Source organism: Fulvivirga imtechensis AK7 (assembly GCF_000331535.1).
GTDB lineage: Bacteria > Bacteroidota > Bacteroidia > Cytophagales > Cyclobacteriaceae > Fulvivirga > Fulvivirga imtechensis.
Map to the genome: position 1 here is coordinate 26649 of NZ_AMZN01000050.1, position 14501 is coordinate 41149.

Annotated in this window: 14 protein-coding genes; 6 read left to right on the forward strand and 8 right to left on the reverse strand. The window is 41.5% G+C overall.

All coding sequences use genetic code 11. The annotated features are described in order from the left end of the window. The 3 genes from C900_RS14860 to dxs form a co-directional block, all read right to left on the reverse strand. Window positions 1–1311 carry a M20/M25/M40 family metallo-hydrolase gene (locus C900_RS14860; RefSeq protein WP_009580825.1) on the reverse strand — a complete coding sequence of 437 codons (1311 nt, stop codon included), beginning with the start codon at window positions 1309–1311 and terminating at the stop codon, window positions 1–3. 128 nt (window positions 1312–1439) lie between these two features. Then, complete coding sequence (locus C900_RS14865; RefSeq protein WP_009580826.1) at window positions 1440–2213, reverse strand: alpha/beta fold hydrolase; 774 nt, start codon at window positions 2211–2213, stop codon at window positions 1440–1442. Window positions 2214–2216: 3 nt separating this feature from the next. Beyond that, entirely contained in the window at window positions 2217–4142 is a 1926-nt protein-coding gene (dxs, locus tag C900_RS14870; RefSeq protein ID WP_009580827.1) for a 1-deoxy-D-xylulose-5-phosphate synthase, read from the reverse strand. 187 nt (window positions 4143–4329) lie between these two features. Between dxs and C900_RS14875 the strand changes: the two genes are divergently transcribed. From C900_RS14875 to C900_RS31035, 6 genes are all read left to right on the forward strand, one after another. Beyond that, window positions 4330–5076 (forward strand): segregation and condensation protein A, encoded by a 747-nt coding sequence (locus C900_RS14875; protein ID WP_009580828.1) that lies wholly within the window; start codon window positions 4330–4332, stop codon window positions 5074–5076. Window positions 5077–5080: 4 nt separating this feature from the next. Beyond that, window positions 5081–6139, forward strand: a complete 1059-nt coding sequence (locus C900_RS14880; protein ID WP_009580829.1) for a lysylphosphatidylglycerol synthase transmembrane domain-containing protein — start codon at window positions 5081–5083, stop codon at window positions 6137–6139. A 318-nt stretch (window positions 6140–6457) separates the two neighbouring features. After that, window positions 6458–7066, forward strand: coding sequence for a hypothetical protein (locus C900_RS14890; protein ID WP_040496867.1), 609 nt, complete (start codon window positions 6458–6460; stop codon window positions 7064–7066). Between the two features lie 193 nt (window positions 7067–7259). Beyond that, on the forward strand, window positions 7260–9065 hold the full coding sequence (locus C900_RS14895; protein ID WP_009580833.1) for a tetratricopeptide repeat protein: 1806 nt from the start codon (window positions 7260–7262) through the stop codon (window positions 9063–9065). 463 nt (window positions 9066–9528) lie between these two features. Continuing rightward, window positions 9529–11154 carry a thioredoxin domain-containing protein gene (locus C900_RS14900; RefSeq protein WP_009580834.1) on the forward strand — a complete coding sequence of 542 codons (1626 nt, stop codon included), beginning with the start codon at window positions 9529–9531 and terminating at the stop codon, window positions 11152–11154. A 46-nt stretch (window positions 11155–11200) separates the two neighbouring features. Then, window positions 11201–11362: a pinensin family lanthipeptide gene (locus tag C900_RS31035; RefSeq protein ID WP_221408138.1), complete on the forward strand. Its 162-nt coding sequence runs from the start codon at window positions 11201–11203 to the stop codon at window positions 11360–11362. A 189-nt stretch (window positions 11363–11551) separates the two neighbouring features. Here the strand turns inward: C900_RS31035 and coaE are convergent, their stop codons facing one another. The 5 genes from coaE to C900_RS14925 all read right to left on the reverse strand — a co-directional run bounded on the left by coaE (window position 11552) and on the right by C900_RS14925 (window position 14497). Then, entirely contained in the window at window positions 11552–12163 is a 612-nt protein-coding gene (gene coaE / locus C900_RS14905) for a dephospho-CoA kinase (RefSeq protein ID WP_009580836.1), read from the reverse strand. Then, complete coding sequence (locus C900_RS14910; protein WP_040496868.1) at window positions 12153–13115, reverse strand: YbbR-like domain-containing protein; 963 nt, start codon at window positions 13113–13115, stop codon at window positions 12153–12155. The genes coaE and C900_RS14910 overlap by 11 nt, the downstream gene beginning before the upstream one ends. Then, a complete protein-coding gene (gene yajC, locus C900_RS14915) occupies window positions 13112–13438 on the reverse strand; it encodes a preprotein translocase subunit YajC (protein ID WP_009580838.1) in 327 nt (108 codons plus the stop codon). Before yajC ends, C900_RS14910 begins: the two co-directional genes overlap by 4 nt. Before the next feature lie 105 nt (window positions 13439–13543). After that, window positions 13544–14089: a DUF1573 domain-containing protein gene (locus C900_RS14920; protein WP_040496869.1), complete on the reverse strand. Its 546-nt coding sequence runs from the start codon at window positions 14087–14089 to the stop codon at window positions 13544–13546. Between the two features lie 90 nt (window positions 14090–14179). Continuing rightward, window positions 14180–14497 (reverse strand): YtxH domain-containing protein, encoded by a 318-nt coding sequence (locus tag C900_RS14925; RefSeq protein WP_009580840.1) that lies wholly within the window; start codon window positions 14495–14497, stop codon window positions 14180–14182. Between the last annotated feature and the right edge of the window lie 4 nt (window positions 14498–14501).

Sequence of the window (14501 nt, forward strand, 5' to 3'; positions counted from 1 at the left end):
TTATTCTTTCACGCGGGCAGAAACAAGTCGATACATTAAAACAGCGGCTCTTTTGGCCTGGATTGAAAGCATGTTTAAATTGCCGGTTTCATTGATGGTATGATCATCCGCCCCACTAAGGCCCATGCCATCAATGGCCATATCTACATAACCCGATGTGAAAGATACGTCAGCAGCACCCGCATTACGTGGATTCACCGCTTCAACCGGGCCATAGCCAAGGTCCTTACTGACTTTATCATAATAGCTCAGAAGTTTTCGGTTTCCATCAGAAGGGGCAAGAGGCGGATAACCGTCTTCGTTAAAAATTATTTCCGCAGAAGTACCGGGGTAATTATTGGCAGCGATCTCCTGCATGATACGCTTTGCCTTTTCGAGCTGCTCAAGCGAAACGGCTCTGATATCTCCCGTTACGACTACTTCCTTCGCAACCACATTGCTTTTACCAAGAGCTGTGCCTCCACTTTGTCCGGCATCATAGCTTGTGCTTGTCCCTCCTAAAATTACACCAGGGTTAAACGTCAGGTTCTCTTCACGGGAAAGCTGTTCATAAAATTCCCGCAGTATTCTGGAAGCCTCATAAATAGCTCCTACACCAACCTTGTCAGTAAATACCTGTGAAGAATGCGCTGCATTACCCGATACTGTTAATGTCCACCCTGATGAGCTTCTGCGAGAAACGACAATGGTTTTGGGATCTCCGTCAGCATTTTCAAAAGCCAATGCTATGTCTGCCCTTTTTGCTCCTTCCACCAAGTTTTTTTTGGAAAGCTCCAGCGGACTTCCGCTTTTTTCTTCGTCACCCGTAAGCACCACCTCTACCTGCATTTGATCCAGTATATTTGCCTCTTTAAGCGCTTTGAGCGCCAGTAAGATAATTACATCACCACCCTTCATGTCAGCAACACCCGGGCCTTTCATAATAGAATCATTAAGCATGGTGTACTGCTGAAACGGGCTATCCGGCTCAAATACAGTATCTAAATGACCTATCAATAGCATTTTTGGACCTTTTTGGCCTTTATTAACCGCAACTAAGTGTCCGGCACGACCGAAGGCTGCTCCATCCACCCATTTTGTTTCCATGCCGAGCGTCTCAAATTCTTTTTTCAAAACCATACCCACATGTTTTACTCCCTCAAAATTCATGGTGCCACTATTGATATTGACGATCTCTTTAAGCAGAGAGGTATAGTGTTCGTTATTTTGATCTACAGACCTGACAATTTTCTTTTCCGTCTTAGAAAGCTGTGCCAGTAGTAGGCCCGATGAAAATACAACAAGGCAGATAGAAAGGATAATGTTTCTCATGAGAGGATCTGGTTTTGCAGGGTCAAAATACTGAAATTATTGGTTCTGTTGAAACCACTCACATCATTTTGAAATAACCGGACCACTTTTGCGGGGCGTGGATTCAAAGCGAGCCCCGGTTTACCATGCTAATCAATCACATGCTCCAGATATTGCTTCAGAGCCTGCAGACTTTCCTGTTTTGCCTCAAACATGCCCATATGTGCTACCTGATCGTAGATATGCACAATGGCTTTATGAGGAAGCAGGATCTGTTCGTCTGTTTTTTCAATAGGTACTGAAGCGTCTTGTTCTCCAGCAATAAAAAGTACCGGCTGGTTGAAAGTTTTGAGCACATCTGCTCTATCATGACGGTCACGCATAGCCCTGGTATAAGCGACTAAGGTTTCCAGGGGAGTTTTAGCGGCTGTTTCCACTGCGCGATCCACATCCGCTTTTAGGGCATTTCTATTTTTATGGAAGAAAAGCTGAGGAACAAATGACGTAGCAAAGACTTCAACTCCCTTGTCTTTTACAAATTCAATAACCTTGTTTCGTGAAGACCTCTTTTCAGCATCATCAGCAAAAGCAGTGGAATGAAATAATCCAAAACCCTTAAGCATCTCAGGGTGGCGATCGGCCATTGCCAGCGTGACGTAGCCGCCAAGAGAGTGACCGATTACAACAGTTTCAGAAATACCCAGCGCATCAAGCCACTCACAAACTATTTCGGCAATATCATCGATACTAAATTCCCCTTCAGGTAAAGGACTATTGCCAAAACCAGGCAGGTCAGGGCTTAGGATTCTATATTTTTTTGAAAGCTCAGGAATGAAACCGTCCCAAATACTATTGGTTTCACAAAAACCGTGTATAAGCACTACGGGGAAGCCGTTGCCAGTGTCGCTATATGCAATAGCCATGGATTAGCTTTTTGCGAGAATTTGTTCGGTCATTTCAATTACAGCCTTTTCAATTCCCTCCGGATCAAAACCACATTCGCGTTGTAGCTCTATCTGTTCTCCGTGTTCTACTATTTCATCAGGTATTCCGAGTCGCTTGATTTGAGCGGAATAATTATTATCTGCCATATACTCTACCACAGCGCTTCCAAAGCCGCCCATCAGGCATCCGTCTTCAACGGTAATGATCTTTTTATAGCGGGTAAAGACCTCATGTAATAACTTTTCATCCAAAGGCTTTACAAAACGCATATCATAGTGTGCAGGATTGAGACCTTTTGTCTCAAGATTTTTACAAGCTTCAACGGCATAGTTACCAACATGGCCCAATGTTAATATGGCTACTTCTTCACCACCTTTTATTTTTCGCCCGGTACCTACTTTTATCTCCTCCATTGGCGTTTTCCATTGCGGCATTACGCCCTGCCCACGAGGATAACGGATGGTGAATGCTTTTCCATCACGGGGAAGCTGTGATGTGTAGAGTAAATTTCTAAGTTCAGCTTCATTCATCGGTGATGAGACGATCATATTCGGGATGCACCTCATGTATGCAATGTCATAGGCACCATGGTGTGTCGGGCCATCAGCTCCCGCAAAACCAGCCCTATCGAGGCAGAAGTTTACGGGCAGGTCCTGAATGCAAACATCGTGGATCACCTGATCGTAGCCCCGCTGCATAAAGCTACTGTAGATATTGCAGAATGGGATAAGCCCCTGTGTGGCTAGTCCTGCCGAGAAAGTGACTGCGTGCTGCTCGGCAATTCCCACATCAAAAGCCCGGTCAGGCATGGCCTTCATCATGATGTTAAGCGAAGAGCCTGAAGGCATGGCAGGAGTGATACCGATTATCTTTTCATTCTTCTCGGCCAGCTCAACTAGAGTATGCCCGAATACATCCTGATATTTAGGTGGTTGCGGAGAGTCATATGTTTTCTTACGGATCTCTCCGGTTACTTTGTCAAACTTTCCGGGAGCATGCCAGGTGGTTTGATTGCCTGTTTCTGCCGGACCATATCCTTTACCCTTTCGCGTAACACAGTGTAGTATCTTCGGCCCCTTAATATCTTTCAGATCATCAAGCACACTTACCAGGTGGTTTACATCGTGACCGTCTACCGGTCCGAAATACCTCAGGTTAAGCGACTCAAACATGTTGCTTTGGCTCAGCAGGAATGATTTTATGCTGTTCTCTACTTTTGAAATGATCTCTCGGGCATTAGGTCCGAACTTGCTTATCCTCCCAAGAATATTCCACACCTCATCTTTCATCTTATTATATGTATGAGATGTGGTGATATCTGTTAAATAATCCTTAAGCGCCCCAACATTAGGATCTATCGACATGCAGTTGTCATTGAGGATGATCAACAGGTTAGAGTTTGATACGCCTGCATGGTTCATTGCTTCAAATGCAAGACCCCCCGTCATTGCACCGTCACCGATCACAGCGATATGTTGCCGGTCTTCGGAGCCCTTGTACTTCGATGCCACTGCCATGCCTAAAGCAGCAGAAATGGAAGTAGAAGAGTGCCCTACACCAAAGGCATCGTATTCACTTTCTTTGATCTTTGGAAATCCCGAAATGCCTTTATACATGCGGTTAGTGTGGAACACATCTCTTCGGCCAGTAAGTATTTTATGGCCATAAGCCTGGTGGCCTACATCCCATACTAACTGATCCTGAGGGGTGTTAAATACATAGTGAAGGGCGACCGTTAGTTCCACTACACCAAGACTCGCACCAAAGTGGCCACCATAAACAGATACGTTATCGATGATAAAAGTTCTGAGTTCATCGCAAAGCTGTACTAACTGGGTCTGATCCAATTTTTTTAGATCGTCAGGGTTATTTACAGCAGCCAGAAGTTTTCCTGGTTCAATAAGCATTTATGTATATTTCGAATATATAACTCTTAAACAATAACTTAAGGTAAGTGTTTTATTTACCTATTGCAAACCATGGTATTGGCTACAAAATGCAAAATTACATTTTTTTTAACAACAGGATATTATTTCGATCTATAAGTAATATCTTTGAAGTTCTGCATTTACGTAGTTAACGTATCAATCTATAGTGAGTTTCGAGATCAAATTACCGCTTTTTGAAGGCCCTTTTGACCTTCTGCTCTTTTTTATAGAAAGAGATGAGCTGGACATACATGATATTCCGATCTCAAAGATTACCAGCGACTTTCTGGATTATCTGCACCGCCTCGAGGAGATGAATATTGAGGTGGCCAGTGAATTCATTTTGGTAGCAGCCACTTTGATGCGTATCAAATCCAAAATGCTGCTACCCCGGCCTCAGCTTGATGAAGAAGGAAATGAAATAGATCCTCGTGAGGAGCTGGTAAGGCACCTGCTGGAATATAAAAAATACAAATCGGTGCTGGAGCAGTTGAAAGAAATGGAGGAGGCGGAGATCGCTAAGGAAAAGCGCGGTAATATCATGAAGGAGATCCGCTCTCTTTCAGAGAGTGTTAATGTGGAATCAGAGCTTCAGGATCTCGACCTCTATAAACTCATGCGCGTTTTTCAAAAGGTAATGGAGCGCTACGAAGTGGAAAAGAATAAACCACGACATGAGGTGATCCAGTATCCCTACACCATTTCCGGCCAGCGCGACTACATTATGAACAGACTGGGAGCAATACCCAAGCTCCCTTTTGAAAGGATCATTGAAGATGAACCGGTGAAGATTGCCGTGATATTTAATTTTCTTGCCATTTTGGAACTGCTTCAAATGAACCTCATTACATTACACATTGGAGAAGGATTTAATAACTTCTGGGTAGAAAAGTTGGAGGGAGTGGCTGCCTGACGGGATGAATCTGGATACCAAGAAAATACTGAAAACCCTCAACCCGAACAAGATCTGGTTACCGGTGGCTATTAGTATGGGTTTTGTTGCCTGGATGATCATTAGCGATGATGATTTCACACCACAAAAGCTAAACCTGGTCTTTCAGGCTAGGATTTTTCCTGTGATTCTCGCTTTTTTGGTACTGCTCATCAAAGAGCTGGCATACATTTACCGGATAAGAACACTCACCGATAAGGACCTTACCTGGACGAGCAGTGTTTATGTCATTCTGCTTTGGGAATTTGCCTCAGCAGTAACACCTTCTGTGGTCGGAGGTACGGCAGTAGCTGTTTTTATTTTACTGAAAGAGGGAATCAACCTTGGCAAATCACTGGCTTATGTAATGCTTACCGCCATCCTCGATAACATGTTTTTTGTTGTTTTCGCCCCACTTGCTCTTCTCTTGATCGGAGACAGCAGCTTTCCGGATTTTGGCGGCACACTCCGGGGGTTGTTTATTTCCAGCTACTCACTTATCACTATCTATACCTTCATCATGATCTTTGCCCTTTTCTTCCGCCCACGCCTTTTTAAGTGGATATTGATCAAGATCACTTCTATTAAGTTTCTGAGAAGGTGGAGGTATGCCGCTTATCAACATGGAAATGAAGTGATGTGGGCATCTTCACTGATCAAAGGAAAGCAGAAGCGCTACTGGTTTAAGATCATAGCAGCTACCATTGTAGCCTGGGTGGCTCGTTATGCAATCCTGAATTGTATAGTTGCCGCATTTACGGATGGGCTGGTAATAGCTGATCACCTGTTGATGTTGGGTAAGCATCTCATATTATGGGTAGTGATGCTCATCTCACCAACCCCCGGAGGATCAGGTGTGGCCGAAAATTTCTTCATCCAGTTTTTCAACACCTACCTAAATGAGTTTACCCTTGGGGCCACTTTGTTCTGGCGACTTGTAACCTATTATCCCTACCTTATAATCGGTGCACTTATTCTGCCCCGATGGATAAGAAAAGTGTTTTTTAAGGAAGAAAAGAAAAAGCCGTACGTTCAGGAATCATAATCAGAGCCGGTTTCCATATTACGGAATTATTACCCCAACTTTTAAGGCATACTTCAGAGAAAATACGCTATAAAATTTTGTGTACTGTAGCCGGACAAAATAGTGTTTCAGGGTAGGCATCATTTAAAAATCCCCCCATGAAGGGTATTTTTAGAATCACCTGTCCTTTTTCAAAAAAACATAACATACCCTCCCGATTTTCATTTAGTCGGTAATGAAGACTTAAAAATGCCTTGATTGCCTGATAACTACATCTCTGGTTTTTCCTGTTGACATTTGCAGTGTAATTAAACATTAAAAATTCAAATTAAAACAGACATGAAAACACAAAATTTAATTTTCACTATGCTTTTAACAGTTATCAGCATAGCATCCTTTGCGACAGAAGGAGAGAAAGGCACGATGGCCACTCCAAAAGTGGAGGTAATTTCAAATGAGGCAAACATTTACAAACTACTTTTCATGGGAAAAACCGATGAAAAAACCACCATTAACATTTGGAACGCTGAAAATAAGCTGGTTTATACAGAAACAATCAAAAAGATCAATGCTTTTGTAAGGCCTTACAACTTCAGCCAAATGCCGGATGGTGTGTACACTTTAGAAATTATAGAAGGAAGAACGGTAAGCAAAAAACTCATTTTTCATGGTGTAGTTGCTCCCGTACTTAAAGAAGAGGCGACTTATCCGGAAGTTGTGAAAGTTGATCCTTTGACTGGTGAGAAGTCTGTTTACAAACTTACGATTGTAAATCCGGGTAAAGTAAAAGCAAGTATCAGAATATTTGATGGTAATGAAAAACTTGTATACAGCACGGTGGAATCATTCGAAAATATCTTCAGCCGACTTTACAATTTGAAAGAGATTGGTTTGGGCGCAACGTTGGAAGTAGAGGTTAACGGAGACGTTAAAAAGTATGTGCTATAAGGTATAGCAATATACTACATTACAATTTGGCAATTGGCTGTATTTTGATAATACAGCCTTATTTTTTTCCACTGTATGGTGTTGAAATACCGGATAAACGAAACTATTTGCACTCAAACAAAATCAACTCGGTTTTTCGTTTACATTCTTTTTAATTCAGCCTTCGATATTTCAACCTTAACCAAACCATGTTATGAATGCCATAATCTTATCCCTGGGGTTGTTGGTATGTCTTCCTTCCCTGATCTACAGTCAGGCAGTGAATTCTGTGGATAGCCTTGAAAATCTTCTGAGCGCTGCTTCTGACAGTGATAGAATTGAAATCCTGAGTCAGCTCTGTTGGGAACTTAAGCAGGTAGATACTAAAAAAGCAATACAATATGGTGAAGAGGCTTATACTATGGCTGAGGCTCGGACAGACATTCGAAATATGGGCAACAGCCATTGTAACCTTGGTATCGTGTATGCCATGCAAGGTAATTATCACAGAGCTCAGGAGTACTTTTTGAGCTCGATATCATATAGAGAGCAGCTCTCTGACACACTTGGATTAGCTTACGGCTTTAAAGGCCTGGGTAATATTCATCAATTGCTAAAAGAGTTTGACAAAGCTGTTTTGTATTTCAAAAGATCTCTTGAATTATATGAAAGAAAAGGCTCTGTATCGAATCGACTAGCCGCACTTAATAATCTTGGGCTGGCCTACAAAGAATGGGGAGAATACGATAGCGCTCTCAAATACTATGATCAACGCCTGGATCTGGCAAGATCCACCGGCGAAAAGGTATCGGAAGCATCTGTATTGAATAACATTGCCGGTGTTTACCTCAATCAGCGTCAATTCAAAAATGCCTTATTCACTTACCAACAATCGTTGCGTATAAAAAAGGAAATTGGTGATATAAAAGGAGAGGCTCTTGTGTTGGGAAATATAGGTGAATTGTATTTTGAGATGGATAATGTGCCTGCCGCTCTTGATTATTTTTTTCAATCTTTGGATATAAGAAAATCCATAGACTACCCATATGGAGTTATGAACACCTCAATACGAATAGCTAAAATTTACCTTGAGATGAAAAACACTGAGGAAGCTATCCGGTACGCGTGGGAAGCCCTGGAACTTGCCAAAAAAATTAATATGGTTGAACCTCAAAAAGAATCACTTCAAATATTATCAGAAGCATATGAGCAAGACAATAACTACGCTGCTGCTCTTATCTATTTTAATCAGTATAGCAGTCTGAAAGACAGTTTGCTGAACCTCAATAATATCAGAAAAATGATAGAGGCGGAATCCAGGTACGAACAGATGAATATGGAAAAGGAAGTTAAGCTTATGGAACTAGAGCTCTCGCTCAAAAATCAGGAGCTTCGAAAGAAAAAGGGAGTCATAACCATCATTATCCTTTCTATCGGTATGGTAGTCGTTATAGGCATTGTTGTTGCCAAACACCAGCAGAACAGGATACAGCGCCATCGCGCGGCAAGTACATTTTATTTAAAAACTATTCAAAATCTCGAATTAGAGGAGGGTAAACTAAAAAATGAATTGGAACGAAAAAGGCGGGAGCTGACCACTATGGCACTGGATCTGGTTCAAAGAAGCAATACCATGAAAGAAGTCAGGAAGGAGCTTTCCGTACTTAGTTATAGTAAACGCACAAATGAATTTCTGGACAAACTATCCTCTCTTCAAAAAATGGTTGGCTATGCCTGTCGGCAAGATAAGAACTGGGAGGATTTTAAGGTGTATTTTGAAAATGTACATCAAAATTTTTTGAGCTACCTGAAAAGTAAATATCCAAAGCTTACCGGCACAGACCTAAAAATATGTACTCTTTCAAGGCTTAATTTTTCAATAAAAGAAATGGCAGAGATCCTTCATATTTCACCTGAAAGCGTGAAGATAGCCAGACACAGACTTCGCAAAAGGCTTTCCCTTGACACTAATGAAGAACTTAATAGCTTTATTATAGGTATTGAGATGGAAAAGCGGTGAATCAACCTTTAGTTTCCTCACAAATACACCTCTCTACATCTTGATATTAATCTGGTAGTCAGTAACTTACTACTCTTGTTAACCTTAAATTAACCTCTTTTTTTTTCGTGGATTGAAGAGATATAATACTTTTCGACTTCACGATTCGCACGCTGCGATTGCACAAAGGGGAAGCCGAAAACCTGTTAAAGAGTAGGCAATCTGTAAACAACTTAAAACCATGAAATTATTTGTGAATTCAGCAAGAGTACTTAATCAAGCCCAACAGCGAGCAATCAGAGGCGGGATGTGTCCCTGTGGAGGCTATCCAATAAAAGTCTGCGATAGTTATGGCAATTGCAAAAAAGTTTGTGACTGCTAATAACTGGGTTTAGGTAGAAGACTCCCACTTCGCGGTGGGGGTCCTCATTAATTCTGGGCTTTTTAAGAATCCAGTCGCGGGCCATACCATACAACCTCAACTATGAAAGATCTTAATTATAACGTTTATAAATGGCTGAAACTATTAAATATTAAAATCCCTAAATACTATGTTACTAAACGATTAGTATCACACCCAGACTATCCATCGCTACTTAGTGTTACTTCCCTACTGAGTGAGTTAGGCATAGACCATGCTGCCGTACAAACAGAAAAAGAGGCATTAAGGGAAGTGCCGTGCCCTTTTCTTGCTCATGTTAAAACCGATAGTGACGATAATTTTGTTCTGGTCGATGATTTAAATAAAACATTAAGACAATCACCTGAATTTGTTGATCAGTGGACGGGGGTAGTAGTGGTGGCCGAAAAACCTGAAATCTTAAATACCAACCTACCCGGTTTACATGCGAATGCTGCCGAAAATAATTTTATCAGCAATTCAATATTGGTGATTAGTACATGTTTATTGCTGGCTATTACGGTATATGAATTGGAACAGCCAAAATTTATTGCCGTACTTGTTGTGGCGCTATGGGGCGTAATAGTTAGCGGATCGGTTGTACTCAAAGAGTTGGGAATTAAAACTGTGATTGGCAGCCGGTTTTGCAGCACCAACAAAACCGGTGGGTGTGAGACCCTGACTCGTAATCAATCGCTATGGTTGCCTTTGAGTATGAAATTTTCCGATCTGGCCCTGTCCTTTTTTATCGGTATGGTTTGCCTGTTAATCTGTATAGCTTTTTCTCACCCAATCTTTGGCAGATCACTCCAACAAATGATGTTCCTTATCACCTTCCTGGCTTTACCCGTAACGATATATTCATTGTATTATCAGTGGCGAGTTGCTCGTCAATGGTGTAGCCTTTGTTTAATTATTATAGGACTATTATGGACATTGACAGTACTGATCAGTACCATTCATTTTGATTGGAAAATTGACCTTCACTACCTGTTCACTGCAGGGTGCATCTATCTTCTGGTAGCAATTTTGTGGTCGATTGTCAGAGGCTGGTTGGTGCGACTGCAAGAGCAAGAACGCACCAACATACAGGTGCTTCAATTTGAGCGTAATTTTGAACTTTTTTGTGCTTACCTGGAGCGGCAAAAGGCCGCAGATATTACTCCGTGGAAAAATGATCTTCAGATGGGCAACCCGGAGGCTCTGTTGCAGCTAACAATAGTCAGTAATCCTTTTTGCCAGCCATGTGCAGAGGCTCATATGATAGTACAGCATCTTTTGCATAGGTACAGTGCTGATTTAGGCGTAACCATCCGTTTTGCCGTGGATGGTCAAGACCCCGGCGACAAGGTGCTGGAAGCAGTGGATTACCTATTGCAATACATTTATTCTCACCCCGAAATATTCAATAAACCTACTGCCGTTGGCCGGGTACTTCACGACTGGTATGAAAAAATGGACCTTGTTCAATTTAAAAAGCAATATAAAGCCACTGAAAGGGTAAACACAGGTGTTTTAATGAGTAAACATGAGGAGTGGAGTCGAAGAAATAAAATAATGCATACCCCAACACTTTTCATCAATGGACGCAAACTTATGCCGCCGTACTCTATTCAACAGATTCCGGAATTTATTCCGCTTCTAATTGGACGGTTGAATGACATGGAAGAAAAGTATGAAAAGGAAGCCACTGAACGGGCGGCGTTATGATGTCAAATATTAATCAAAATCAATTTATAACCTAAATTAAATTTTTATGAAAAAGGAAAAGTTAAAACTCAATGACTTGAAAGTTAAAAGCTTTGTTACCAGGCTAGGTGACGATAACGCTATCAAAGGAGGTGTGAGAACAGAATGGCATTGTCCAACGGGATCGAAGCCATGCCAGACAGACCGGACTTGTCCTGGTTGGTGCTAGGCCAGTCATAACTATAGCAAACTCTATTTGATCAAAGATGGTCCTGTGTTAGATGCAGGGCCATTTTATATTAACATTACTGCTGGGCTTTAGTATCATCCGGGCACCCGTAGCATATCTTCAAACAAAATCCAGGGATACAGCCCTTCCTTCAACTGCAAACCTTAACATTTATTGCTGCCCGAATACTCATAAGTACTTGTTTGCTAAAAATTTTTGATGCATACCCAATACCTGAGGAATAAGCATTTGCTTTTCATCATTGAAAATATTGTAGTCAGCTCTTTCCTGCCGTTCAGATTCCGGGAGCTGTTTGGCGATTATGGCCTTAACTTCTTTCTCAGACCGGAAAGGATCTCTCTTCAGCACACGCTGGATACGCAGCGACTCAGGAGCGGAAACATTAATTACACTGTCCAGCTTTTTATAGGAACCTGATTCAAACATTAAGGCTGCTTCATTGATGAGATAAGGAGCAGAGTTGTGGTCATACACCCAACGGTCATAGTCTTTACCCACCTCGGGATGGACGATGCTGTTCAGTATTTTCAACTTTTCCGGATCGTTAAACACGATATTGGCAATATAGTCTCTGTCCAACCCATGGAAATTATAAGCCTCTTTTCCAAACTTTTCAACAATACGCTCCTTGATGACTGGGTCATTATTAGTTAGCCACTTAGCACGGGCATCAGCCTTGTATACGGGCACACTTAGAATTGAAAATATTTTACACACGAGGCTCTTTCCTGATCCAATTCCTCCGGTAACTCCTACCTTTAAAGGAGTATTATTCTTCATTGAAATAAACCTTAACCTTTGTGGTATCCAAACGAATATCCTGGATAAACCCGGGGTATTTAGTAAGTTCAGGGGCTATTGTTGAGTCAGCGTTATCCATTTTTTTGAAATCAACAACAGCAGAAAAGTCCTCCAAATTCAGACTTTCAGCCTTGCTTTGAGCAGCCATAAATTCCAACCTGACATCATTTACTTGTATATAGGCATTTCCGTCTTCAGGAAAATTGTCTGTTTTCAGTGGAATTACCTCCGTCCGGGCTACAAATTCTTCAACCCCGAATGTTACCCTCACAGTGGGAGGCATTCTTTTAATAAGGTCGTTACCAGGTGATGTTACGGCTACGTCCTCATTAAACTCTGTATCGATATCCTGCCGAGGGATTCTAATGAGAAGGGTATCGGACATTTTTCTAAGGATACTTTGTGGCCCTTCTAATGTTACAGAATCGGGTGTATATCTCACCTGAGTGACAATGCGATGGTTATTGTCGAGAGAGATTCCGGCACTGTCAACCCTTACCGCAAATGTTTTCGTTGTCCTGAGATCGATGTTGAGGTAAAGAGTGTCTGTAAGTACATAATTCAGTTGTACATCATTCATCTGATCAGAAATAAGTGCGGGAATGGTACCTCCGGTGATCTTCTTTACAGCGGCCGGTTCGTCAAGCACTATTTTCAAAGGAGTTACTTTGATGCCCAGGCTGCTTCGAAACAGGTTCCATCCCAGTCCGCTTACATTTACCTGCACGTATTCTGGCAATTCGTCTACGGCAATGTAGTTTTCCTTATCATAAATAAACTGTAGAGGGTACTTCAGCGAGGTGGAATAATTTTCGTTGAGTGCGTTTAAAAACCAGAAAGTAGTTGCCGCAAATATGCATAAGAGTATGACCCGAAGACGGTTGGTCTTATCGGGCCTTAAAGGTTTCAGTATTTCATTTAACCGACTCAACTTTTCTTCTCTTCCTTAGGTGTTGCGGCAGGTTTGCTGGCGTCAAGTGAGATAGCAGTTTTCTGAAAAGTGATTTTTACACCTTTATCTACCTCTAGTACTACTGTAGTATCGTCAGTACTTAATACTTTGCCATGCACGCCACCAACAGTAACAACCTGATCACCTCTTTTGATCTCTTCTATAAATTTCTTTTGCTCTTTTTGCTTTTTCTGCTGTGGCCTTATCATGAAAAAGTAAAAAACGAGGGCGACACCTCCAAATAATATAAGTGAAGATATTCCTCCGCCTTCACCGGCCTGTAATAATATGGTTTTGATCATAATCTTAGTGAATCATTAATTTTTGCTAAAATACGTGAATAAAAAAAACATCCCAACCCCTTTGCAGGAGCTGGGATGAAAAAAAAGTATTTCTTTTAGTTATTCTTATTTCTTCACCGGTCCGTCAGCAGGAGTTTCTGTTGATGCTTTCGGAGTTACGTTAGCCTTAACTCTTAAACGGGTTTGCTTAGGCCATGTGTTTGCAGTAATGGTTACGGTCTTGTTCTGAACGTTAGGTTGGCCTTTGCTATTAAATTTAGCAACAATCTCTCCGGTACCACCCACAGGAATTGGCTCTTTAGGCCAGGTAGGCACGGTACATCCGCAGGATCCTTGTGCATTTTGAATGATCAGAGGAGCTTCGCCAGTGTTTGTGAAAGTAAAAACATGCTCTACTACTTCACCCTCTTCGATTGTACCAAAATCATGCTCTTCTTCTGAAAATTCAAAAGAAGGAAGTGGTCCTTCAGGCTTTTCTTCAGGCTTGGGAGTAGCAGTAGTCGCATGGCTGGCATGGTTGCCTCCTTCTATTTCAGCAAGCCTGCTTTCCAGTTCTGCTATACGCTTTTCTGACTCTTTGTTATTTCCGCATGCCACAAATATCATTGCGAAAACAGCCACTAATAATGATAATTTGATTCCCTTGTTCATATCGTAAAAACTATTTATAAAAATTAAATATTTACTACCCCTTTTACAGGCAGTATTTGGTTAAACATATTTATAAAAAAATGGTTCCTTTTACTTCTTTTCATTTTTTTCACCACTTTTTATGTGGGTGATCAACTGATCCACATCCTCTAATAACCGCTCTGCTTTTTCCTTGGCGTCATTCACCACTTTTTGCCCGTGAGTTTTAGCTTCACTGAAGCCGGAATCCTTTTCGGAGACCAGGTCATCCACCAGGTCCTCAAGCATTTTCTTGTATTTATCCAGGCGATAGGTCAATTTATCTCTGGTATTAGAGCCTTTATCCGGAGCATAAAGAATTCCCACAATGGCGCCTGTTGTTGCTCCAAGTAAAAAGGCCAAAAAAGAGTTTCCAGATTTCTTACTCATAATT